This window comes from Rathayibacter sp. VKM Ac-2760 (assembly GCF_009834185.1).
GTDB lineage: Bacteria > Actinomycetota > Actinomycetes > Actinomycetales > Microbacteriaceae > Rathayibacter.
This window is the reverse complement of record NZ_CP047173.1, coordinates 3,509,889-3,532,697: the sequence shown is the minus strand read 5'-3', so window position 1 is coordinate 3,532,697 and position 22,809 is coordinate 3,509,889. Positions and strand designations below refer to the sequence as shown.

Here is a 22,809-nt window from a genome sequence, read left to right as displayed (position 1 = left end):
ACCAACCGGTAGGGTGGCGGGGTGGATGGGGATGGTGCGCGCTGGCTCACGCAGGAGCAGCTGGCCGCGTGGCTGCGGTTCATCGCGGTCGTCGAGCTGCTGCCCGGCGCGCTCGACAGCCAGCTGCAGCGCGACGCCGGCCTGACCCACTTCGAGTACATGACCCTCGCGATGCTCTCCGAGGCGCCGGACCACGCGCTGCGGATGACGACGCTCGCCGCCCGCACCAACGCCACCCTCCCGCGGCTCTCGCACGTCGTCACCCGCCTGGCCGCCCGCGGCTACCTCGAGCGCCGGCCCTGCCCCACCGACGGCCGCGCGACGAACGCCGTGCTCACTCGCGAGGGCCTGCAGAAGGTCGTCGGCACCGCCCCCGGGCACGTCGCGACCGTGCTCGCCGACGTCGTCGACCCGCTCGACGCCGAGCAGATCCCGCAGCTCGCCGACATCATGGCGCGGATGCTCACCCGCCTCGACCCGGAGGGCCGGATGACCGTCGACGCGGTCCGCTCCGCCCTCGGCGACCCGGGGCACGCCGACCGCGAGGATCCGGCCGACCGCGACTGCTGAGCCGGACCGCCGAGGCCCTGGCTGCCGAGACCCCGATCGCCGAGGACCTGGCGGCCGCGTCCGGCGCGTGTCATCCTCGTGCCGTGCGCTACACGACGAGCCTCTTCCAGATCGGCAACAACACCGGCATCGAGGTGCCGCCCGAGGTGCTCGACGCGCTCGGCGGCGGCAAGCGACCGGCCGTGAGCGTCGTCGTCAACGGCTTCGCCTACGCGAGCACCGTCGGCGCGATGGGCGGCCGCTCCCTCATCCCGTTCTCGTCGGACAAGCGCGCCGCGACCGGTCTCGCCGGCGGCGACCCGATCGAGGTCGAGCTCGAGCTCGACACGGCTCCGCGCACCGTCGCCGTGCCGGACGACCTCGCCGCCGCCCTCGAAGCGGCCGGTGCGACCGAGGCGTTCGAGGCCCTCTCGCCGAGCGCGCGCAAGGCCCACGTCACCGCGGTCGAGGGCGCGAAGGCCGCCGAGACCCGCGCGCGCCGCGTCGCGGCCGTCGTGTCGAAGCTCGGCGGCTGAGCCGCACCGCAGTACGCCGCAGGTATGACGCGGCGGCCCTCCGCCGCTGGATAGGCTGCGGTTCGGCGCGCCACCCAGGAGCGCCACGGGGCGCGGGAGCGCCGGAGTCGGGGGACAGACATGGGTGCGGTTCGACGTTGGGTGTTCCCGATCGTGTGGATGGTGATCATCGGCGCCGCGGCCGTCGCGCTGGTGAAGATCGCGTTCTTCCCCGACGGGTCCGCCGAGGCCGATCCCACCGTCCCGACCGGCGAGCTCACCGAGCCGACCGTCGTCGTCGGCCGCGGCACCGTCACCAACGACCTCACCCTGCAGGGCACCGTCGCCGCCGACCCGGCCGTGCCGGTCAAGGCGACCGCCGCCGGCACCGTCGACGACGTCTACATCGAGCAGGGCGCCACGGTCGCCTCGGGCGACCTGATCTACGACATCCGCGTCGAGACCGTGCGCGACCCGGTCGAGACCACCGGCGCCGACGGCCAGGTCACTGTGACCCAGCCGCCGCCCTCCGTCCGCTTCGAGCGGGTCTACGCGCCGGCCGCCGGCGTGCTCAGCGCCCTCGGCGTGATCCACGACCAGGCCGTCACCGTCGGCGAGGTGACCGGCCAGGTCGCGCCGCCCACCTACGCGGTCACCGGCTCGATCGACGCGGAGCAGCTCTACCGGATCCAGAACCGCCCCACCGAGGCGCAGGTCGCGGTCACCGGCGGCCCCGCCGCCTTCACCTGCACCGGGCTCAGCATCAGCACGCCGCTCGCCGGCGAGGGCGAGGCCTCGAGCGGGGAGACCGGCGGCACGGGCGGCACCGGCACGGGCGGCGGCTCCGGCACCACCTTCCGCTGCCAGGTGCCCGGCGAGGTCACCGTCTTCCCCGGCCTCGCGGCCACCGTCACGCTCGCGGGCGGCCTCGCCGAGAACGTGCTCGTCGTTCCGACCACCGCGGTCGAGGGCACCGCCGAGTCGGGCGTCGTCTACCGCCAGGCGGAGGACGGCTCGACCGAGGAGGTCCCCGTGACGCTCGGCCTCACCGACGGCGTGAGCATCGAGGTGACCGGCGGCGTCGACGAGGGCGCGACGCTCCTGCAGTTCGTGCCCGGCGCCGCGGCCGGCGACGGCGAGCAGCTCGACGGGAACTGCGTGTCGAACCCCGACGGCTCGGTCTTCTGCTCGTGACGCGCGAGGGTTCCGCGATCCTGCGCCTCGAGGGGATCCGCAAGGTCGTCCCCCTGCCCGACGCGCCCCCGCTCACGATCCTCGACGGCGTCGACCTCGAGGTCGGCGAGGGCGACCACGTCTCGGTCGTCGGCCGGAGCGGCTCCGGCAAGTCGACGCTGCTCAACATCCTCGGCCTGATCGACGAGCCGACCGAGGGCCGGATGCTGCTCGAGGGGAAGCCGACCGAGTCGCTCTCCGCGCGGGCCCGCGCGCGGATCCGCGGCGGCAGCATCGGCTTCATCTTCCAGCAGTTCAATCTGCTCGAGGGCCGCACGGCCCGCGAGAACGTGATGACGCCGCTGCTCTACGCGACCGGCAGCGAGTTCTGGCGGCGCGCGGCCCTCGCCGCCGAGATGCTGGAGCGGGTCGGGCTCGGCCACCGGGTCGACTCGATGCCGGGCCGGATGTCCGGCGGCGAGCAGCAGCGCATCGCGATCGCGCGAGCGCTCGTGCGCCGGCCGCGGCTGATCCTCGCCGACGAGCCGACCGGCGCGCTCGACACCGACACGGGGGAGAGCGTGATGGGACTGCTCGACGAGATCGCCCAGGAGTCCGGCTCGGCCCTGGTCACCATCACGCACGACCCGGCCATCGCGGCGCGGGCCGAGCGGCACTACCGGCTCGACCACGGGCGGCTCAGCGCGTCGACGGCCGCGACGGCCGCTCCCTCGACCGGCGCTCCCTCGACCGGCGCTCCCTCGACCGGCTCGGGGAGGCACTGATGGGCGGCCTCACCGGCGTCGTCGGCGCCATCGTCGAGGCGTGGACCGAGCTGCGCATCCACCGCGGCCGCGTGCTGCTCTCGCTGATCGGCGTCGCGGTCGCCGTGGCCGCCCTCACCGGGGTGGTCGCCGCCGGCGGGATCGCCCGCCAGGCGAACATCGAGGTCTCGGAGCGCAACAGCGGCCGGCCCGCGAGCCTCTATCTCAGCGCCTACTCGAACGGACCGGACGGGACGGTCGACGCCGCCGCGCTGCAGGCCGCCTGGGAGCAGGTGCTCGAGCGCTACCGCATCGACTACGCGAGCCGCACGACCTACGGCAGCACCCGCGTGCAGTTCGCCGACGGCGCCGTCGACGTCGGGATCACCGCCGTCGACCAGCCCTACGCCGAGATGCACCGGGTGAAGCTGGCGAGCGGCAGCTGGTTCACCGAGGGGGACGAGCGCCGCCTCGCGCCCGCGCTCGTCATCAACGAGATCTTCTGGGACCGGATCGGGCGACCGGATCTGCGCACCCATCCGACGGCCACCCTCCTCGGCGGCGAGCACGACACCACCGCCGTCGTGATCGGGGTGACGCCGTCCAACCAGTACGACACCGAGCCGTCGGCGATGATGCTCGCCGACGCGTACTCGGCGATCGCGCCCGAGGCGGATCCCGCGTCCGGCGGCGCGCAGGTGCCGAACTACGAGATGTGGGTGCCGCTCGAGATCGCCGACCCGCTCATCGCGGCGGTGCAGCGCGACGTGACCGCGGCGCTCGGCCCGGGCATCCAGGCCGACGTCTACCGGCAGGACTACCTCAGCTACGACTCCGACCCGTTCGCGGTGCTCACCTGGGTGATCGGCGGCGTCGCCGGCCTGGTGCTGGCACTCGGAGCGCTCGGGCTGCTCAACATCGCCCTGGTGACGGTGCGGCAGCGGATCCGCGAGATCGGCATCCGGCGCAGCTTCGGCGCCTCCTCGGGGCGGATCTTCTTCTCGATCATGATGGAGAGCGTCGTCGCGACCGTCGTCGCGGGAGTCGTCGGGGTCACGATCGCGGTGATCCTGGTGACGAATCCGCTGACCGTGGACTTCGTGAAGCAGAGCGGGATCAGCGACATCCCGCCGTTCCCGGTCGAGGCGGCGCTGCTGGGCCTCGGCGCGGCGACCCTGGTGGGCGCACTGGCGGGCCTGGTGCCCGCGATCGTCGCGGTGCGGGTGAAGGTGATCGACGCGATCCGCTACTGAGCGGGCTGCTGCTGAGCGGGCCGCTGCTGAGCAGGCCCGTCCGGCAGCGTCAGCACCAGGCCGTCGCCGTCGAGCTCGACCCGGACGTCGGCGTAGTGCTCGATGCGCGGCAGTCCGCGGGTGGTCTCGGACTCGTGCTCGCCGATGACGACCACGCGCATCCCGGCGGCGAGGCCGGCGCGGATGCCCGCCTCCGCGTCCTCGAAGACGATCGCGTCGGCGGGCTCGACGCCGAGGAGGCCGGCGGCGGCGAGGTAGCCGTCCGGCGCCGGCTTGCCGTGCACGACGTCGTCGGCGGTGACGACCGCCGCGGGGGAGGGGACGCCGGCGGCCGCGAGCCGGCCGGCGGCCAGCGCCGGGCTCGCCGAGGTGACGAGGGCGACGCGGTCGCGCGGGAGCGCGGCGAGGAGGGCCGTGGCGCCGGGGATCTCGACGGTGCCCTCGGTGTGCTCGAGCTCGTAGGCGTTCAGCTCGTCGACGATCCCGGCGACGTCGCTGCCCGCGGGGGCGAAGCGGCGCACGCTGTCCTCCGCGCGGACCCCGTGCACGGCGCCCAGCACGAGCGCAGGATCGAGCGCGAAGCGCGCGGCGAAGGAGCGCCAGATCGTCTCCACCACCGCGGTCGAGTCGACGAGGGTGCCGTCCATGTCGAAGAGCAGGGCGCGGGCGCGGAGAGTGTGCGGCATGCGTCCATCCTGGCGGAGGCCGATGCACGGCGTCCGATCAGCCGCGGCAGAGGTCGCGGCAAGGCGCCGCCCAGGTGCGCCCGGGGATCGCGGCGATACTCTTTCGGGTGATGCGGGCAGAACGCCCGAAGGGGAGCGGAGGACGCGATGACGGACGACCAGGGCAGCGACCGGAACGGCGAGGCGGAGCAGAACGGCGGCGGCGCCTCCGGGCCCCGCGCGGGCTGGTACCCGGACCCGGCCGGCTCGCCCCGGCAGCGCTGGTGGGACGGCACCGGCTGGACCGACTCGCTCCGCGACGCCCCGGCGACCACGCCTCCGGCGGCTGCCAGTGCGCCTCCCGCCGCGCCGAGTCCCGTCGCGCCGACCTCCGCCGCGCCGACCCCCGTCGTCCCGCCCGTGACGGGCCCCGCCTACGGGGAGACCTCGAGCGGACAGGCGACGAGCTACGGCCAGTCGGCCTCCGGGCAGTCCGCCCCCGAGCGCGAGATCCCGCAGCAGCCGAGGTACGGCGAGCAGTCGCCGCAGCAGCCGTACGCTCAGCAGCCGCATGCTCAGCAGCCGCAGTACGGCCAGCAGCCCCAGTACGGCCAGCAGCCGCAGCAGGAGTACAGCCAGCAGTACCCGCAGCAGTACGGCCAGCAGCCCGCCTACGCCGGCCGCCCCGCACCGCAGCCGCGCGACCCGAGCATCGTCACGAGCACCCCGTGGATCTGGGTCGTCGTGCTGCTCCCGCTGCTCTCGGCGCTGTCGATCTTCCTGCTCTCGCCGGGCGCGATCGCGGACTCGGCCGTCTCCTCGACCTACGGCCCGCGCGCCTCGATGGGCATGTCGACCGCCTACCTCGTCGGCCTCGGCGCCGTGCAGGTCGTCGGCTTCCTGATCTACGCCGCCGAGGTGGTCTTCGCGTTCCTCGACTACCGGCAGCTGAAGAAGAACGGCGTGCAGCGTCCGTTCCACTGGGCCTGGGCGTTCCTCGCCGCGCCGTACGTCTACGTGATCGGCCGCAGCGTCGTCGTGAAGCGCGTGACCGGCGGCGGACTGCTGCCGCTCTGGATCTTCCTCGGCGTGGTGGTCGTCTCCTTCGTCATCGCGATCGGCTGGACCGCTGCGCTGTTCTCGGAGATGATGCAGACGTTCCCGTCCGCGGGACTGTGACCGGCTGAGCGGACCGAGCCGGCTGACCGACCGAGGGGGGCCACCGTGATCAACGGCGACGTGTCGTTCTGGTGGGCCTCCCTCGGTCGTCCCGCGCCGCGGCCCGCGCTGCCGGGCCCGCTCGACGTCGACGTCTGCATCGTCGGCGCCGGCTACACCGGTCTGTGGACGGCGTACTACCTCGCGAAGGCCGACCCGTCGCTGCGGATCGCGGTGCTCGAGCAGCGCTTCGCCGGCTTCGGCGCCTCCGGCCGCAACGGCGGCTGGCTGACGAACGAGATCACCGGCGGCGTCTCCTCCTACGCCCGCTCGCACGGGGCCGAAGCGGTCGACCGCTTCCAGCTCGCGATGAACGAGACCGTCGACGAGGTGATCGCGGTCGCGGCGGCGGAGGGGATCGACGCCGACATCGTCAAGGGCGGCGAGTTCCAGGTCGCGCGCGGTGCGGCGCAGCGGGCGCGCCTCCTGGCGACGGCCGAGGCCGCCCGCGCTCGCGCGCACACCGACGTCGAGGTGCTCGACGCGGCGGAGTCGGCGGCGCGGATCGCGGTCAGCGGCGCCTCCGCCGGGCTGTGGCACCCGCACTGCGCACGGCTGCACCCGGCGAAGCTGGCCGCCGGGCTCGCCCGCGCGGTCGAGGGGCTCGGGGTGCGGATCTTCGAGGACACCCGGGTGGACGAGATCCGGCCCGGGGCGGCGGTGACCGCTCGCGGCGTCGTCCGCGCGCCGATCGTGCTGCGCGCCACCGAGGGCTTCACCGCCGCGCTGGCCGGCCACCACCGGGAGTGGCTGCCGATGAACTCGTCGCTGATCGTGACGGAGCCGCTCGGGCCGGAGATCTGGGACGCGATCGGCTGGGCCGGCCGGGAGACGCTGGGCGATTCCGCGCACGCGTACATGTACGCGCAGCGGACGGCCGACGACCGGATCGCGATCGGCGGGCGCGGCGTGCCCTATCGCTTCGGCTCGGCGACGGACGTCGACGGCGGGACCGATCCGCGCACCGCGGGCCTGCTCCGCGCCGTCCTGGAGCGGTTCTTCCCGGTGCTGCGCGGCGTCGGCGTCGAGCACGTCTGGTCGGGCGTGCTCGGCGTGCCGCGTGACTGGCACGCGACCGTCGGCCTCGACCGCGCCACGGGCCTCGGCCGGGCGGGCGGCTTCGTCGGCACCGGCGTCACCGCGACCAATCTCGCCGGGCGCACCCTCCGCGATCTCGTCCTCGGCGAGCGGACGCCGCTCACCGAGCTGCCCTGGGTGGGCCACCGGGTGCGGCCGTGGGAGCCCGAGCCGCTGCGCTGGCTCGCCGTCACCGCGCTCTACCGCGCCTACGGCCTGGCCGATGAGGCGGAGGCGCGGGGCCGGGCGACGACGTCACCGCTCGCGACGCTCGCGGACGTCGTCGCGGGCCGCTCGCACTGATCGTGCGGCGCGGCTAGGCCTCGCCGCGCTGGATGAGGCGGGAGAGCACGATCGCGGAGCGGGTGTGGTCGACGTTCGGCGCGATGCGCACCTTCTCGAGGGCGAGCTCGAGGCTCGGGATGTCGCGGGAGCGGATGTGCACGATGGCGTCGGCCGAGCCGGTCACCGTGCCGGCGTCGACGACCTCGGGCACCGCGGAGAGGATGCGGCGCAGCTCGTCGGGGGCGACGGTGCCGCGGCAGAACAGCTCGACGTACGCCTCCGTCGCCATGCCGTCGACCGCCGGGTCGACCTTGATGGTGAAGCCGCGGATCACGCCGTCGGCGACGAGCCGGTCGACGCGGCGCTTCACGGCGGACGCGGACAGGCCGACGACCCCGCCGATGTCGCCGTAGCCCGCGCGGGCGTTTTGGCGCAGCAGATCGAGGATCTTCCGATCGATGTTGTCCATGCGTCGAGCCTAGGGGCGGGGTCGGAGCCGCGCGGGGCACCGGCGCGATCACGGCGGGTCCGCGTCTGATCGCGGGGGTCTCGATACGCGCTGCGCGCTACTCGACCAGCATGGGTCGCCCGGCGAGCGAAGGGTAGCCTTACTTCGGTGTCGTCGTAGGAAGGGGGCCGCCGTGCCCGGGTTCCTCGACGAGCTGGGGTTCGTCGAGCTGCTCGGGGCGCTGTTCGTCATCGTGCTGCTGCGGGCGCAGGCGACGTACTGGCTCGCGCGGGCCGTCGTGGCCGGGGCGGCGTCGCGCCGCTGGGGGCGGTGGCTGGAGTCGCCGGCGCTGCGGCGGGGCTCGGCGCTCCTCGCGCGCTACGGGCCGCCGGCGGTGACGGTGAGCTTCCTCACCGTGGGGCTCCAGACGATGATGAACGCGGCGGCCGGCGCCGCCCGGATGCGCTTCGGGGTGTATCTCCTCGCGATGCTGCCCGGCTGCGCGGCCTGGGCGCTGATCTACGCGACCGTCGGCTTCGCCGTGCTCTGGGCGGTGGTCGGCGCGGCGGTGGGGTCTCCGCTGGGCATCGCGGTGCTCGTCGCACTCGTGGCCGCGGTCGTCGTGGCCGTCGTGCTGCTCCGCCGCCGCCGCGGCTCCTCCCGCTGACCACTGGCGCGAAAGCCTCGCTCGGCTATATAGTTGCAGTCGGTCAATAGTTGATCGTCATCAACTAGTACCGCCGGCCCGCCGAGGCCGCCGCATCGTGAACAAGGAGCCGTATGTCCCGCGCAGAGCGCACGCGCACTCGAGAAGAGCGCACCACCCCCACCGGCCCCGACGGGGCCATGTCGCACCGCCAGGTGCTCGAATCCCTCAGCGGACTGCTGCTGGGCATGTTCGTCTCGATCCTCGCGGGCACGGTCGTGTCGACCTCGCTGCCGCTGATCATCTCCGACCTCCGGGGCGACCAGAACGCCTACACCTGGGTCGTCACCGCGACGCTGCTCGCGACCACCGTCTCCACCCCGCTCTGGGGCAAGTTCGCCGACCTCTTCAACCGCAAGCTGCTCATCCAGCTCGCGCTCGCGATCTTCGTGATCGGCTCGGCCGCGGCCGGCTTCTCGCAGGACACGAACATGCTGATCGTGTTCCGCGTCTTCCAGGGCCTCGGCGCCGGCGGTCTCGCGGCGCTGAGCCAGATCATCATGGCCGACATCATCAGCCCCCGCGAGCGCGGCAAGTACGCCGGTCTCTTCGGCGGCGTGATGGCGATCGGCACCGTCGGCGGCCCGCTGCTCGGCGGCGTCGTCACCGACGCGTTCGGCTGGCGCTGGAACTTCTTCATCGCGCTGCCCGTCGCGATCATCGCGATCATCCTGCTCCAGGTGACCCTGCGCCTGCCCGCGCACCCCAAGCGCACGGTCAAGATCGACTACCTCGGCGCCGTCCTCATCGCCGGCGGCGTCTCGCTGCTGCTGATCTGGGTCTCGCTGGCCGGCAAGAACTTCGAGTGGGCCTCCTGGGAGACCGCGGTCATGGTCGGCGGCTCCGTCGTGCTGCTGGTCGCCGCGGTGATCACCGAGCTCACCGTCGCCGAGCCGATCATCCCGATGGGGATGTTCAAGAACCGCACCTTCAGCCTCGCGGTCGTCGCGAGCATCTCGGTCGGCGTCTCGCTCTTCGGCACCGCCGTCTTCCTCGCGCAGTACATGCAGCTCGCCCGCGGCGCCACGCCCACCCAGTCGGGACTGCTCACGATCCCGCTGATGGCGGGACTGCTGATCGCCTCCACGATCTTCGGCGGGATCATCTCGCGGACCGGCAAGTGGAAGGCGATCATGATCACCGGGGCGTCCTTCTCGGTGCTCGGCACAGCGCTGCTCAGCCAGCTGCGCTACGACACGAGCTTCGTCTACGTCGGCGTCTCGATGGCGGTCCTCGGCGCGGGCCTGGGCATGCTGATGCAGAACCTGGTGCTCGTCGTGCAGAACTCGATCGAGGTGAAGAACCTCGGAGTCGCGACCAGCGCCGTCACGTTCTTCCGCAGCCTCGGCGGCACCATCGGCGTCTCGGTGCTCGGCTCGATCCTCGGCACCGTCATCGCCGACCGCACCGCGAGCGGCATCGCCGGTCTCGCTCCGGCCGACCAGGCCGCCGCGGCCGCTTCGCTCGGCAACGGCACCATCCCGCAGGTGTCGACCCTGCCCGACGCGGTGCGCCTCGTGGTCGAGGGCGCCTACGGCATCGGGATCGGCGACGTCTTCCTCTTCAGCATCCCGCTGGCCGTGATCACCCTGATCGCCGTGACGCTGCTGCCGAACGTCGACCTCGGCACCAAGAACGCGGTGCAGCTGAAGGCGGCGCCCAAGGACGTCGTCGCCGGCGCCGAGGACGCGCTGATCGCGGCCTCCGACGGCCAGGCGGGCCTCCGCCCGGTCGGGCAGAATCAGCAGCCCGTCTCCCACGCGAAGCACGCCGCCACCGGCGCGATCGACGTGGCCGAGCGCCCCTGATGACCGCCGCACCGGCCGCCGTGCCCGAGGCCCCGGCCAGCGCGCTGCTCCGGGTCGAGGAGCAGATCACCGCGCTCGCCGTGCAGGTGCGGGTCGCCGTGCGCGACGCGGCGGCGAGCATCGACCCGGGGCTGCCGCCGTTCGGGTTGCGGCTGCTCCGGATGCTGGAGCGCTGCGGTCCCGTGCACTCGAGCGTCGCGGCGGAGCGCCTCGGCGTGGACCGCAGCGTGATCAGCCGGCAGATCCGGCAGCTCTGCGCGCTGGAGCTGGTGGCGACCGCCGCCGATCCGGCCGACGGCCGCGCCCGCTTCCTCACGCTCACCGAGCACGGCCGCGAAAGGATGGGCGACCTCGGCGGCCTGCAGCGCCAGCGGATGCAGGAGGCGCTGAGCAGCTGGCCCGAGGCCGACCTGCTCGCCTTCGCCGGCTACCTCGAGCGGCTCACGGCCGCGGACTGACCGCGGTCGGTCCGTCGGCGGGTGCCCCCACGAGCGCCGCCACGTGCACGACGAAGGCGCGGCGGCGCTCGCGGGTGCCGTCGCCTCCGCGCTGGGCGAACGGCGTCAGGTGCCAGATCTCGCAGAGCCCGAGCAGGGCGATGAAGAGGTCCTCCGCCGACCAGCTCGCGTCGACGATCCCGGCCCGCTGCCACTCGAGCACGCGGGCCTCGGGAGCGGGGCGACTGCCGAGGCGCTCGCCCGCCTCCTCCCAGACGCCGCCGCCCTCGAGTCGCGCCCAGGTGAGCAGGCGGAGGAACTCGGGGCGGTCCCAGACGTGGTCGAACATCCGGCCGGCGAGGTCCGGCAGATCGGACGCCTCCGCGAGCAGCGTCGCGTCCAGCGCCTCCAGCGCCCCGACCACGGTCGCGACGAAGAGTCCGCGCTTGCCGCCGTAGTAGGCGTAGAGCCGCTCCTTATTGAGGCCCGCCGCGGCGGCGACCCGGTCGACGCGGGCGCCGGCGAAGCCGTGCTCGGCGAACTCGGCCGTCGCGGCGCGGAGGATGCGCTCGCGGGCGGGGATCACCGCCTCGTTCTCGACCGACTTCTCGCTCACGCTCACACCTCCGGGCGCTCGAACTGTACACTCGTCGATGCCCAACCAACCAGTTGGGGTGGTCTAGCCCCGATGTCGCGGCGGATCCGGACCCGCCGGTCCCGCTCCCTCCTGCCTCGAAAGGCTCCGCCATGCCCGCGCCCTCCTCCTCCCGCCGCTGGTGGGTCCTCGTGATCCTCGCGATGACCCAGCTCGTGGTCGTCCTCGACGGCACCATCGTCACCATCGCGCTGCCCGCCGCGCAGGCCGACCTCGGCCTCACCGACGTCGAGCGCCAGTGGGTCGTCACGGCCTACGCCCTCGCCTTCGGCGCGCTCCTGCTCCTCGGCGGCCGCATCGCCGACTTCACCGGCCGCAAGCGCACCTACCTGATCGGGATGGTCGGCTTCGGCGCCGCCTCCGCCTGGGGCGGGCTCGCCTCCTCCGGCACCGAGCTGATCGCCGCTCGCGGGCTGCAGGGCGCGTTCGCCGCGCTGCTCGCGCCCGCCGCGCTCGCCCTGCTCACCGTCTCCTTCCCCGGCGGACGCGAGCGCAACACCGCGTTCGCCGTCTTCGGCGCGGTCGCCGGAGCGGGAGCCGCCGTCGGCCTGGTGCTCGGCGGCCTGCTCACCGAGTTCGCCGACTGGCGCTGGTGCCTCCTCGTCAACGTCCCCGTCGTGCTGGTCGGCGTCGTCGCCGGTGCGCTGCTCGTGACCGAGAGCCGCGCCGAGGGCCGCAACCGCTTCGACATCGCCGGCACGATCACGGTCGCGCTCGGCCTCGCGAGCCTCGTCTACGGCTTCACCCTCGCCGAGCAGGGCTGGCTGCGCGTCGACACCCTCGGCTTCCTGCTCGCGGGCGTCGTCCTGCTCGCGGTCTTCGTCCGCATCCAGGCCCGCTCCGACCACCCGCTGCTGCCGCTGCGCATCGTCACCGACCGGGTCCGCGGCGGCGCGTTCCTGATCCAGGCCGTCGTCGGCAGCGTCATGATCGGCTCGACGCTCTACCTGACGCTGCACCTGCAGCTGGTGCTCGGCTTCGCGCCGCTCGAGGCCGGCCTGGCCAACCTCCCGATGACCGTCACGATCATGATCGTCGCGGGCATCGCCACGAAGCTGCTGCCGACCGTCGGCCCGCGCGTCCTGATGATCGTCGGCCCGCTGATCGCGGCCGGCGGCCTGGTCTACCTCAGCCGCATCACCGCCGACGGCTCCTACCTCGTGCAGGTGCTGCCCGGCCTGATCCTGCTCGGTGTCGGCATGGCGATGATCTTCGTGCCCGTGCAGAACGTGGCGCTGACCGGGATCGCCGGCCACGACGCCGGTGCCGCCGGAGCGACCGCGAACGCCGCGATGCAGATCGGCGGCTCGATCGGCCTCTCCGTCTTCACCACGATCTACGCCGGAGTGGCGGGGGAGCAGTCCTCGCCGGTCGCGTTCGTCGACGGCTACTCCGCGGTGTTCGTCGCGGCGGCCGTCGGCCTGGTGCTCGCCGCGCTGATCGCGTTCACGATGATCCGGATCAAGAAGGAGGAGTTCCTCGCGCAGGCCCCGCGCGAGGCCGTCGCGCACCTCGGCTGACCCCCCCCGACCGACCCGCTCGGCTGATTAGGCTGGAGAGGTCATGCGTGCCCTCACCGACCAGCAGATCCGCGACTCCTTCGTGAACGCCTCGCGCAAGGAGGTCGCCGATCTCTCGCTCCCCGCCGGCTTCGACACCCTCGACTGGGAGTCGTTCGACCACCTCGGCTGGCGCGACAAGAAGATCGGCCGTCGCGCCTACGTCGTGGTGCCGCTCGAGGACCGGGTGGTCGGCGTCCTGCTCCGCCAGGCCGACGCCAACCCGCGCTCGCGGGCGCAGTGCTCGTGGTGCCGCGACATCCGGCTGCCGAACGACGTCGTCTTCTTCGGCGCGAAGAAGGCCGGCGCGGCCGGGCGCGCGGGCGACACCCTCGGCACGCTGGTCTGCGCGGAGTTCCAGTGCTCGGCGAACGTCCGGACCCGGCCCTCGGTTGCCTACATCGGCTTCGACGTCGAGGCCGCGAAGGCGGAGCGCATCGCGACCCTGCGCACCAAGACCGCGGGCTTCGTCCGCGAGGTGCTCGGCGAGAGCTGAGCGCTCAGCGCCGCGTCGAGGCGCGGACGTGCATCCGCTCGCCCTGGCGCCCGAACAGGCTGAGGAACTCGACCTGCTGCTCGTCGGCGCGGCCGAACCAGTGCGGCACCCGGGTGTCGAACTCGGCGGCCTCGCCGGCGGGCAGGACGATGTCGTGCTCGCCGAGCCGCAGCCGCAGCCGCCCGCTCAGCACGTAGAGCCACTCGAAGCCCTCGTGCGTGCGCTGCTGCTCGGGCGCCGGGATCGGTCCGGCGGGGATGGTGGTCTTGAAGGCCTGCAGGGCGCCCGCGTCGCGGCTGAGCGGCTGGATCCGCATCCCGTGCCGGGTGAACGGCCGGCCGTGCACGCGCGGGTCCTCGGGCGCCGCGCCGACCAGCTCGTCGAGCGGGGCGCCGAGCGCACGGGCGATCGGCAGCAGCAGCTCGAGCGTCGCGCGCCGGCCGCCGCTCTCGAGGCGCGAGAGCGTGCTCGCCGAGATGCCGGTCTCGGCGGCGAGCGAGGCGAGCGTGCGGTCGCGCCGGGTGCGCAGGCGCTTCAGCCGCGGGCCGACGGCGGCGACGATCTCGTCGTCGGAGGGAGTGTCGTGCTCGGAGTGCTCGGGCATGCCCCGATCCTGGCACGCGCGGTGCGCCGTCGTGCCGGAACGGCACGGATCCTCGACGGACCGCAGCCGTCGCCCGATGCTCGAGACATGACCACTTCACCCCTCCCCGACGTCCTGATCGTCGGCGGCTCCTTCGCCGGATTCGCCGCCGCCACCGCACTCGGCCGCAGCCTCCGCGACGTGCTCGTCGTCGACGGCGGGCCGCCGCGCAACGCACCCTCGCCCGGCGCGCACAACGTCCTCACCCGCGACGGCACCGCGCCCGTCGAGCTCGCCCGCCTCGCCCGGATCGAGGCCGAGGGCTACGGCGCGCGGGTCGTCCCGGGCCGCGTCATCAGCGCGTCGACCGCCGACGGCGGCGTCACCGCGACCCTCGCCGACGGCACCGTGCTGCGCGCCCGCCGCCTCCTGCTCGCGAGCGGATCCACGGATCGCCTGCCCGGGATCCCACGGCTCGCCGAGCGCTGGGGCCGCGACGTGCTGCACTGCCCGTACTGCCACGGCTTCGAGGTGCGCGGGCGCCGGATCGCCGTGCTCGGCAGCGGCTTCTCCGGCCACCAGGCGCAGATGTTCCGGCAGCTGAGCGACCGGGTGTCGATCCTGACGAACGGCGTCTTCGCGCCTTCCGCGGAGGAGGTCGAGGGCCTCGCCGCCCGCGGCATCGACCTGATCGACGGCGCGGTCACCGAGGTGCTCGTCGAGGACGACCGCCTGGTCGGCGTCGTCGTCGACGGCCGCCGGCTCGAGCTCGACGCGCTCGTCGTCGGCCCGCGGGTCGAGGGCAATCTGCCGGACGGCCTCGGCCTCGAGCTCGTCGACCACCCCTCCGGCGCCGCCCGGCACCTCGCCGTCGACCCGATGGGTCGCACCACCGCGCCGAGGGTCTTCGCCGCCGGCTCGCTCGTCGAGCCGATGTCGCAGGTGATGGCCGCCGCCGCCGACGGCCTGCGGGTCGCCGCGGCGATCAACTACGACCTGATCGAGGAGGAGATCGCGGAGGCGGTGCGCGCCACGGCCCGCTGAGCCCTCGGCCGCGGGGGGCCCGGCCGGTGAATACTGGACGGATGATCCCCCCGCGCCCGCTCGAGCAGTCGTCCAAGCTCCGCAATGTCCTCTACGAGATCCGCGGCAAGGCGCTCGTGGAGGCGTCGCGGCTGGAGAGCGAGGGGCACCGGATCCTGAAGCTGAACACCGGCAACCCGGCCGGCTTCGACTTCGAGGCGCCGCACCAGATCGTCCGCGACATGATCGCCGCGATGCCGAGCGCGCACGGCTACAGCGACAGCCGCGGCGTGCTCTCCGCGCGGCAGGCGGTGACCTATCGCTACGAGGAGGTCCCCGGCTTCCCGCCGGTCGACCCGGAGTGGGTGTTCCTCGGCAACGGCGTCTCCGAGCTGATCACGATGACGCTGCAGGCGCTGCTCGACGACGGCGACGAGGTGCTCATCCCGGCGCCCGACTACCCGCTCTGGACGGCGATGACGAGCCTGGCCGGCGGCACCGCGGTGCACTACCGCTGCGCGGAGGACGGCGGCTGGCAGCCCGACCTGGAGGACATCCGCTCGAAGGTCACCGCGCGGACGAAGGCCATCGTCGTGATCAACCCCAACAACCCCACCGGCGCCGTCTACACCCGCGAGGCGCTGGAGGGGATCGTCGCGATCGCCGAGGAGCACTCGCTGCTGCTGCTCGCCGACGAGATCTACGACCGGATCCTCTACGACGACGCCGAGCACATCCCGCTGGCGACCCTCGCGCCGGACCAGCTCTGCCTCACCTTCAACGGCCTGTCCAAGACCTACCGCGTCGCGGGCTACCGCTCCGGCTGGCTCGCGATCACCGGTCCGCGGGCGCACGCGGCGGGCTTCCTGGAGGGCATCACCCTGCTCGCCTCGACCCGGCTCTGCCCGAACGTGCCGGGGCAGTACGCGATCCAGGCCGCGCTCTCGGGCGTGCAGTCGATCGACGCTCTGATCGCGCCGGGCGGGCGGCTCCGTCGCCAGCGCGATGCGGCGTGGTCGGGCCTCCAGGCGATCCCGGGTGTCTCCTGCGAGCTGCCGATGGGCGCGCTCTACGCGTTCCCGCGGCTCGACCCGGAGGTGCACGACATCCGCGACGACGGGCGGCTCGTCTACGACCTGCTGCTCGCGGAGCACATCCTGCTCGTGCCCGGCACCGGCTTCAATTGGCCGACGCCCGACCACCTGCGGATCGTGACGCTGCCGGAGGAGCGCGTCATCTCGGAGGCGATCGAGCGGCTGGGGAACTTCCTGTCGTCGTACAAGCAGTAGCCCCTCAGACCCTGCGGTACTCCAGCTCGGGCCGCCCCGGCGAGCCGTAGCGGGGGGCGCGCTCGGCGACCCCCGAGTCGGCGAGGTGCTCCAGGTAGCGCCGCGCCGTGACCCGCGAGACGTCGAGCCGGGCGGCGAGCTCGCCCGCGGAGAGGCCGACCGGGCCGAGCAGCGCGGTCACCGCCTCGAGCGTCTCGGCGGAGAGCCCCTTCGCCAGGCCCGGCGCGTTGGACGTCCGCAGCGCGGCGAAGGCGCCGTCGACCTCGTGCTGGCTCGCGACGCCGGCGCCGCGCAGGTGCCCGCGGTACTGGCGGTAGCTCGCGAGCTTCGCCGCGAAGACGCTGAAGACGAACGGCTTGATCAGGTACTGCACGATGCCCGCGGCGACGGAGGCGCGCACCACGGCCGCGTCGCGCACCGCGGTGATCGCGATCACGTCGACGTCGAGGCCCGCCGCGCGCACGGCACGGCAGAGGTCGAGCCCGCCCAAGTCCGGCAGGTTCATGTCGAGCAGGATCAGCGCGATCGCGGGGTCGGCCCGCAGCGCGCGGATCGCCTCCGCCCCGCTGCCGGCGACCGCGGCGACCTCGAAGCCCTCGACGCGGCGGACGTAGTCGGCGTGCGCGCTCGCGGTCAGCGGCTCGTCCTCGACGACGAGCACGCGGATCGGGGCGGCGGTCACGGGCGCGCTCCTGCCGGTGCGTCCGTCCGCAGCGGCAGCTGCACCGTGAACACCGCGCCGACGTGCCGCGACACCTCGATGCTGCCGCCGAGCCGCTGCACCACCTGCTGCACCAGCGCGAGGCCGATGCCGCGGCCGAACGCGTCCGACTCCTTCGTCGAGTAGCCGCGCGCGAAGACGTCGGCCGCCTCCGCGACGCCGGGCCCGCTGTCGGAGACCTGCAGCACCAGCTCGGCGCCCTCGGCGCCGGACGCCTCGGCGCCGGCGTCCTCGGTCAGGCCGAGGTACACCTCGACCCACGGCTCGCGGTCGGCGGCGGAGGAGGCGGCCGCGTCGAGCGCGTTGTCGATCAGGTTGCCGAGCACCGTCACCAGATCGCCCGGCTCGAGGCCCTGGGTGCCCGGCTCGAGGTGCGTCTCGAGGTGCAGCTCGACGCCGCGCTCGCGGGCCTGGGCGGCCTTGCCGAGCAGCAGCGCGGCGATCACCGGCTCCTGCACCGAGCCGAGCACCCGGTCGGCGAGCCGCTGGCTGAGGTTCAGCTCGCCGGCGGCGAAGGCGAGCGCCTCCTCGGGCCGGCCCAGCTCGATCAGCGAGGCGATGGTGTGCAGGCGGTTCGAGAACTCGTGGGTCTGCGAGCGCAGCGCGTCCGAGAGCGTGCGCATCGACTCCAGCTCGCCGGAGACCCGCTGCAGCTCGGTGCGGTCGCGGAGCGTCGTCACCGTGCCGAGCGGCCCGGCCCCGGGCGAGGCGGCCGGCCGCTCGTTCACCACCAGGATGCGCTCGTGCACGACGACGAGGCGGTCGGCGACCGGCTCCTCGGCCAGCAGTACGGCGCGCAGGGCGTCGGGCAGGTCGAGATCGTCGACGAGCGCCGGGATCGACACGCCCTCGAGCCCGAGGAGCTCGAGCGCGTGGTCGTTCGCGAGCACCAGCCGCCCGCGGTCGTCGACGAGCAGCAGGCCCTCGCGCACCGAGTGCAGCACCGACTCGTAGTAGGCGAACACCTGGCTCATCTGCTCCGGCCCGCGCCCGCCCGTGACGCGGCGGAGGTAGCGGGCGAGCAGCCACGAGCCGACCCCGCCGAGCGCCACCGCGCCGAGCACGCCGCCGGCGACGACCTGCAGCCGTGGGAGGAAGGACGCGTCGACCCGGCTCACGGTCACCCCCGCCGAGACGAGCGCGACGACGGTGCCGTCGGCGCTCTCGATCGGCGCGACCGCGCGCACCGAGGGGCCGAGTGTGCCGGTGTAGGTCTCGGTGAAGGTGCGCCCCTCGAGCGCCGGCGCGATGGTGCCGATGAACGGCAGGCCGATCTGCGCGCGATCGCGGTGGGTGTAGCGGGTGCGGTCCGGATCCATGATGGTCAGGAAGTCGACGCCGGTGTCGGCCATCACCTCCTCCGCGTAGGGCTGGAGGGAGGCGGACGGATCGGCGCCCTGGGCCGCGGAGACGACGAACGGATTGTCGGCGACCGTGCGCGCGACGACGAGGCTGCGCTGCTCCGCGTCCTCGCCGGCGCGATCGCGCGCGTCGAGGGCGAGGACGAGGACCGCCACCGCGCCGATCACGAGGATGCAGAGCAGCTGCACCGCGAACAGCCGGGCCGCGATGCTGCCGCGCGGGCTCGTTCCGGGCATCCGACCTCCTCGTCCGCGACCTGGACCTCCATGTCCGTGAACAGTATGAACGCAACACCGGACGGGCGACCCGCGGGGTCCAGCATCGTCGTATCCCCCCACCTCGATGAAGAGACAGGACACGCTCATGGCGAAGACGCCCGGCACCGACCGGCTCAACCCCCCGGCCACCCCCGTGAAGACCCGCCGCCGGATCGACCGCAACCACTGGCTGTACATCGCCGTGATCATCGCGGTCGTCGCCGGCGTGATCGTCGGCCTCGTCGCCCCCGCGTTCGCCGCGACGCTCGAGCCGGTCGGCAAGGCGTTCGTCGGCCTGATCAAGATGATGATCGCGCCGATCATCTTCTGCACCATCGTCATCGGCATCGGCTCGATCGCCAAGGCCGCGACGGTCGGCAAGGTCGGTGGACTCGCGCTCGGCTACTTCCTCGTGATGTCGACCTTCGCACTCGCCATCGGCCTGGTCGTCGGCAACATCCTGCACCCGGGCGAGGGCCTCGACATCTCGAGCGCCACCTACGACACCAGCGACCTGAAGGCCGAGTCCACCTCGGACTTCATCCTCGGGATCATCCCCGTCTCGCTGTTCTCCTCGCTCGTGGACGGCAGCATCCTGCAGACGCTCTTCGTCGCCCTCCTCGTCGGCTTCGCCCTGCAGAAGATGGGCGCCAAGGGCCAGCCGATCCTCGGCGCGATCAAGCAGCTCCAGGTGCTCGTCTTCCGCATCCTCTCGATGGTGCTCTGGGTCGCCCCGATCGGCGCGTTCGGCGCCATCGCCGCCGTCGTCGGCAAGACCGGCTGGGGCGCGGTCGTCGCCCTCGCCACGCTGATGATCGGCTTCTACCTGACCTGCGCGATCTTCGTGGTCGTCATCCTCGGCCTGCTGCTGCGCCTGGTCACCGGGGTCAGCATCTTCTCGCTGATGAAGTACCTGGCCCGCGAGTACCTGCTCATCGTCGGCACCTCCTCCTCCGAGGCGGCGCTGCCCCGCCTGATCGCGAAGATGGAGCACCTCGGCGTCTCCAAGCCCGTCGTCGGCATCACCGTCCCGACCGGCTACTCGTTCAACCTCGACGGCACTGCGATCTACCTCACGATGGCCTCGCTCTTCATCGCCTCCGCGACCGGCTCGCCGATGTCGATCCCGGAGCAGATCGGCCTGCTGCTCTTCATGATGATCGCCTCGAAGGGCGCCGCGGGCGTCACCGGCGCCGGACTCGCCACCCTGGCCGGCGGTCTGCAGTCCTTCCGCCCCGACCTGGTCAACGGCGTCGGCGTCATCGTCGGCATCGACCGCTTCATGTCGGAGGCCCGCGCGGTCACCAACTTCACCGGCAACGCCGTCGCCACCCTGCTCGTCGGCACCTGGACCAAGCAGATCGACATGGTGCAGGTCCGCGAGGTGCTCGGCGGCCGCAGCCCGTTCGACGAGGCCTCGCTCGGCGCGGACGACCACGACGCCGCCCCCGCCTCGGGCACCTCGATCACCGAGGGCATCGCGTCCATCCAGGACTCGGACGAGGCCGAGCGCACCCGCGCGCAGCTGAGCGCGAAGCGCTAGCCGGAGCGCGGGGCGGCAGGCGCCGCACAACATCAGCTGAGAGGGGTGGGCCTCCGCTGTCAGGGGATGCCCCCTCGTCTCAGCTGATGTTGTGCGGCCACATGCTGGTCGAGTAGCCGCGGAGCGGCGTATCGAGACCCACCGTTCGAACCGGGGTGGATCTCGACACGCCCGCTGCGCGGGCTACTCGATCAGCATGAACGGGGCGCAGGCCTCGCGATCGGCGGCAGGCTGTCAGTGCCTGCGCACCCCCAGCAGCGGCAGCGTCACCGCGCAGAGCGGCCCGATCAGCAGGGCGAAGGCGAGGGTGCCGACGCCGACGTCGCCGCCGAGGGCCCAGCCGATCAGGAGCACCGTGAGCTCGACTCCGCCGCGGGCCGCCCAGATCGGCACCCCGAGGCGGTCGTGCAGCCCGGTCATCAGGCCGTCGCGCGGCCCCGGCCCGAGTCGCGCCCCGATGTAGATGCCGCTGGCCACGGCGAGCAGCACGAGCCCGCCGGCGAACAGCAGCGCCTTCCCCCACCACTCGGCCGGGACGGCGAGCAGCTCGATCCCCAGGCCGATCGTCGTGCCGACCACCAGCACGTTCAGCACGGTGCCGAGGCCCGGCCGTTGCCGCAGGGGGATCCAGAGCAGCAGGACGAGCAGTCCGATCACGTTCGTGAGCAGTCCGATCCCCAGTCCGGTCTGGCGCGCGACGCCGAGGGCGAAGACGGTCCACGGATCCACCCCGATCGACGCGCGGATCATCATCGCGTCCGCGAAGCCGTACAGCACGAGCCCGACCAGCAGCCGCGGCACGGGCCGCAGGCGCCACTGGCTCAGCGGGGGAGCGGGGACGGCGAGGGGCGCGGTGATCGTCATGCCGAGCATTCCATCGGAAGAGTGGCCTTCTTCGCGCGGTCCACTTCGGCTACCTTGGACGCATGGCTGATGTCCACTTCGGCGTTCGCGCCCTGCAGAACCTCCTCGGCGACTGGCGCGAGCAGCGCGGCACCCGCCCGGCGTACCTCGCGCTCGCCGACCGCATCCGCCTGCTCAGCATCGACGGCCGCATCCCCACGGACAGCCGGCTGCCGGCCGAGCGCGAGCTGTCGGCGCGCCTCGGAGTGAGCCGGACGACCGTCGCCGCCGCCTACCGCGAGCTGCGCGACAGCGGCTACCTGGTCAGCGTGCGCGGCTCCGGCAGCGCGACCCGTCTTCCCGGCGCGGCCGTGCACGCCGTGCCGTCGCTGGCGCCGGACTTCCTCGACTTCACCAAGGCGGCGCTGCCCGCGGTGCCCGAGCTCGCCGAGGCCTACGCCCGCGCCGCCCGCCTCGCGCCGGAGCACTTCGAGGACGGCTCCTACGACACCGTCGGCCTGCCGCTGCTGCGCCGCGCGATCGCCGAGCGCTACACCCGCCGGGGCCTGCGGACCGAGCCCGGCCAGATCATGGTGACCATCGGCGCCCAGCACGCGATCGCCCTCGTCGCCCGCACCCTGCTCGCCCGCGGCGACCGCGCCCTGATCGAGGCGCCGACCTACCCGCACGCCTACGAGGCGCTCCGCCTGGCCGGTGCGCGGCTCGTGCCGGTCAACGTCGACGGCGCCGACGGCTGGGACGGCGAGGGACTGCTCGCCGCGATCCGCGGCACGAGCCCGACGCTCGCCTACCTGATGCCCGACTTCCACAACCCGACCGGCCGCTCGATGGCGACGGAGCTGCGCGAGCAGGCGATCGCCGCCGCCGCCCGCCAGGGCACGCTGATCATCGCCGACGAGACCACCGCCGAGCTCGACATCGACCGCCGGATGTCGCCGCTGCCGTTCGCGTCCTACGGACCGGAGGGCACGGTGATCTCGATCGGCTCCGTCGGCAAGACGCTCTGGGGCGGCATCCGGATCGGCTGGATCCGCGCCGAGCGGAGCATCATCCGCAAGCTGGTCGCCGCGCGCTCGGCCGGTGACCTCGGCAGCCCGATCGTCGAGCAGCTCCTCGTCGCCGACATGCTCGGCCGGATGGACGGCGTGCTCGACCTGCGCCGCGAGCAGCTGCGCGCCGGCCGCGACCACCTCGAGGCGGCGCTCGCCCGCGCGATCCCGGAGTGGAGCGTGCCCCGGGTCTCCGGCGGCCTCTCCACCTGGGTCGGCCTCGGCCGACCCGCGAGCTCGCAGCTGGCGCTCGCCGCGCGCACCTCCGGCCTGCTGATCACGGCGGGCCCGCGCTTCGGGATCGACGGCGCGTTCGAGCGCTTCCTGCGCATCCCGATCGGCTACTCGCCCGAGGTGACGGACCGCGCGGTGGAGGCGCTCGCCGTCGCCTGGAGCCAGGTCGCCCGCCACCCCTCGGCCGACACGTCCTACCTCGCCGACGTCGTCTGATCCTCCCTGATCCTCCAGGTCCTCCCGGAGGGGGACGAATACTCAGCCAGCTGATGGAAG

General features: G+C 73.4%; 23 protein-coding genes. 16 read left to right on the top strand and 7 right to left on the bottom strand.

All coding sequences use genetic code 11. The features are described from left to right. Positions 1-21 precede the first annotated feature (21 nt). The 5 genes from GSU72_RS16135 (at position 22) to GSU72_RS16115 (ending at position 4,254) form a co-directional block, all read left to right on the top strand. Entirely contained in the window at positions 22-570 is a 549-nt protein-coding gene (locus tag GSU72_RS16135; protein ID WP_159985948.1) for a MarR family transcriptional regulator, read from the top strand. A gap of 83 nt (positions 571-653) precedes the next feature. After that, positions 654-1,085: a YdeI/OmpD-associated family protein gene (locus GSU72_RS16130; protein ID WP_159985947.1), complete on the top strand. Its 432-nt coding sequence runs from the start codon at positions 654-656 to the stop codon at positions 1,083-1,085. A gap of 159 nt (positions 1,086-1,244) precedes the next feature. After that, a complete protein-coding gene (locus tag GSU72_RS16125; protein ID WP_208545080.1) occupies positions 1,245-2,258 on the top strand; it encodes an efflux RND transporter periplasmic adaptor subunit in 1,014 nt (337 codons plus the stop codon). Further along, the gene (locus tag GSU72_RS16120; RefSeq protein ID WP_208545079.1) at positions 2,255-3,022 is read left to right on the top strand and encodes an ABC transporter ATP-binding protein; all 768 of its coding nucleotides are present in this window, start codon (positions 2,255-2,257) and stop codon (positions 3,020-3,022) included. The genes GSU72_RS16125 and GSU72_RS16120 overlap by 4 nt, the downstream gene beginning before the upstream one ends. Further along, on the top strand, positions 3,022-4,254 hold the full coding sequence (locus GSU72_RS16115) for an ABC transporter permease (RefSeq protein WP_159985945.1): 1,233 nt from the start codon (positions 3,022-3,024) through the stop codon (positions 4,252-4,254). Before GSU72_RS16120 ends, GSU72_RS16115 begins: the two co-directional genes overlap by 1 nt. Here the strand turns inward: GSU72_RS16115 and GSU72_RS16110 are convergent. After that, positions 4,248-4,940, bottom strand: a complete 693-nt coding sequence (locus GSU72_RS16110; RefSeq protein WP_159985944.1) for an HAD-IA family hydrolase — start codon at positions 4,938-4,940, stop codon at positions 4,248-4,250. The two genes, GSU72_RS16115 and GSU72_RS16110, sit on opposite strands and share 7 nt — an antisense overlap. A 147-nt stretch (positions 4,941-5,087) precedes the next feature. On the opposite strand from GSU72_RS16110, the gene GSU72_RS21345 reads away from it, so the two are divergent. After that, positions 5,088-6,098, top strand: coding sequence for a DUF2510 domain-containing protein (locus GSU72_RS21345; RefSeq protein WP_208545078.1), 1,011 nt, complete (start codon positions 5,088-5,090; stop codon positions 6,096-6,098). A 45-nt stretch (positions 6,099-6,143) separates the two neighbouring features. Continuing rightward, a complete protein-coding gene (locus GSU72_RS16100) occupies positions 6,144-7,517 on the top strand; it encodes an FAD-binding oxidoreductase (RefSeq protein WP_159985943.1) in 1,374 nt (457 codons plus the stop codon). 13 nt (positions 7,518-7,530) lie between these two features. Here the strand turns inward: GSU72_RS16100 and GSU72_RS16095 are convergent, their stop codons facing one another. Beyond that, the gene (locus GSU72_RS16095; protein WP_055786568.1) at positions 7,531-7,968 is read right to left on the bottom strand and encodes an Lrp/AsnC family transcriptional regulator; all 438 of its coding nucleotides are present in this window, start codon (positions 7,966-7,968) and stop codon (positions 7,531-7,533) included. 172 nt (positions 7,969-8,140) lie between these two features. Between GSU72_RS16095 and GSU72_RS16090 the strand changes: the two genes are divergently transcribed. The 3 genes from GSU72_RS16090 (at position 8,141) to GSU72_RS16080 (ending at position 10,919) form a co-directional block, all read left to right on the top strand. After that, positions 8,141-8,614, top strand: a complete 474-nt coding sequence (locus tag GSU72_RS16090) for a VTT domain-containing protein (protein ID WP_159985942.1) — start codon at positions 8,141-8,143, stop codon at positions 8,612-8,614. A gap of 179 nt (positions 8,615-8,793) precedes the next feature. After that, positions 8,794-10,461: an MDR family MFS transporter gene (locus tag GSU72_RS16085; RefSeq protein ID WP_159986884.1), complete on the top strand. Its 1,668-nt coding sequence runs from the start codon at positions 8,794-8,796 to the stop codon at positions 10,459-10,461. After that, positions 10,461-10,919, top strand: a complete 459-nt coding sequence (locus GSU72_RS16080) for a MarR family winged helix-turn-helix transcriptional regulator (RefSeq protein ID WP_159985941.1) — start codon at positions 10,461-10,463, stop codon at positions 10,917-10,919. Before GSU72_RS16085 ends, GSU72_RS16080 begins: the two co-directional genes overlap by 1 nt. Here GSU72_RS16080 and GSU72_RS16075 read toward each other — a convergent pair. Further along, positions 10,903-11,514, bottom strand: a complete 612-nt coding sequence (locus GSU72_RS16075) for a TetR family transcriptional regulator (protein ID WP_159985940.1) — start codon at positions 11,512-11,514, stop codon at positions 10,903-10,905. The genes GSU72_RS16080 and GSU72_RS16075 overlap by 17 nt on opposite strands. 131 nt (positions 11,515-11,645) lie before the next feature. Between GSU72_RS16075 and GSU72_RS16070 the strand changes: the two genes are divergently transcribed. Together GSU72_RS16070 and GSU72_RS16065 are read left to right on the top strand one after the other, a co-directional pair. After that, positions 11,646-13,073 (top strand): MFS transporter, encoded by a 1,428-nt coding sequence (locus GSU72_RS16070; RefSeq protein WP_159985939.1) that lies wholly within the window; start codon positions 11,646-11,648, stop codon positions 13,071-13,073. Positions 13,074-13,116: 43 nt separating this feature from the next. After that, entirely contained in the window at positions 13,117-13,608 is a 492-nt protein-coding gene (locus tag GSU72_RS16065) for an FBP domain-containing protein (RefSeq protein ID WP_159985938.1), read from the top strand. A 4-nt stretch (positions 13,609-13,612) separates the two neighbouring features. Here GSU72_RS16065 and GSU72_RS16060 read toward each other — a convergent pair whose 3' ends face one another. Beyond that, positions 13,613-14,212 carry an XRE family transcriptional regulator gene (locus GSU72_RS16060; protein ID WP_159985937.1) on the bottom strand — a complete coding sequence of 200 codons (600 nt, stop codon included), beginning with the start codon at positions 14,210-14,212 and terminating at the stop codon, positions 13,613-13,615. An 87-nt stretch (positions 14,213-14,299) separates the two neighbouring features. Between GSU72_RS16060 and GSU72_RS16055 the strand changes: the two genes are divergently transcribed. Together GSU72_RS16055 and GSU72_RS16050 are read left to right on the top strand one after the other, a co-directional pair. Further along, entirely contained in the window at positions 14,300-15,235 is a 936-nt protein-coding gene (locus GSU72_RS16055) for an NAD(P)/FAD-dependent oxidoreductase (RefSeq protein ID WP_159985936.1), read from the top strand. 41 nt (positions 15,236-15,276) lie between these two features. Then, positions 15,277-16,503: a pyridoxal phosphate-dependent aminotransferase gene (locus GSU72_RS16050; protein WP_208545077.1), complete on the top strand. Its 1,227-nt coding sequence runs from the start codon at positions 15,277-15,279 to the stop codon at positions 16,501-16,503. Positions 16,504-16,507: 4 nt separating this feature from the next. Here the strand turns inward: GSU72_RS16050 and GSU72_RS16045 are convergent, their stop codons facing one another. Together GSU72_RS16045 and GSU72_RS16040 are read right to left on the bottom strand one after the other, a co-directional pair. Then, the gene (locus tag GSU72_RS16045; protein ID WP_159985935.1) at positions 16,508-17,185 is read right to left on the bottom strand and encodes a response regulator; all 678 of its coding nucleotides are present in this window, start codon (positions 17,183-17,185) and stop codon (positions 16,508-16,510) included. After that, the gene (locus tag GSU72_RS16040) at positions 17,182-18,822 is read right to left on the bottom strand and encodes a sensor histidine kinase (protein WP_159985934.1); all 1,641 of its coding nucleotides are present in this window, start codon (positions 18,820-18,822) and stop codon (positions 17,182-17,184) included. Before GSU72_RS16040 ends, GSU72_RS16045 begins: the two co-directional genes overlap by 4 nt. Before the next feature lie 127 nt (positions 18,823-18,949). Between GSU72_RS16040 and GSU72_RS16035 the strand changes: the two genes are divergently transcribed. Further along, entirely contained in the window at positions 18,950-20,386 is a 1,437-nt protein-coding gene (locus GSU72_RS16035; protein ID WP_159985933.1) for a cation:dicarboxylase symporter family transporter, read from the top strand. 234 nt (positions 20,387-20,620) lie between these two features. Here the strand turns inward: GSU72_RS16035 and GSU72_RS16030 are convergent, their stop codons facing one another. Next, a complete protein-coding gene (locus GSU72_RS16030) occupies positions 20,621-21,250 on the bottom strand; it encodes a hypothetical protein (protein ID WP_244255854.1) in 630 nt (209 codons plus the stop codon). Positions 21,251-21,312: 62 nt separating this feature from the next. Between GSU72_RS16030 and GSU72_RS16025 the strand changes: the two genes are divergently transcribed. Beyond that, positions 21,313-22,749: a PLP-dependent aminotransferase family protein gene (locus tag GSU72_RS16025; RefSeq protein ID WP_159985932.1), complete on the top strand. Its 1,437-nt coding sequence runs from the start codon at positions 21,313-21,315 to the stop codon at positions 22,747-22,749. Positions 22,750-22,809 lie beyond the last annotated feature (60 nt).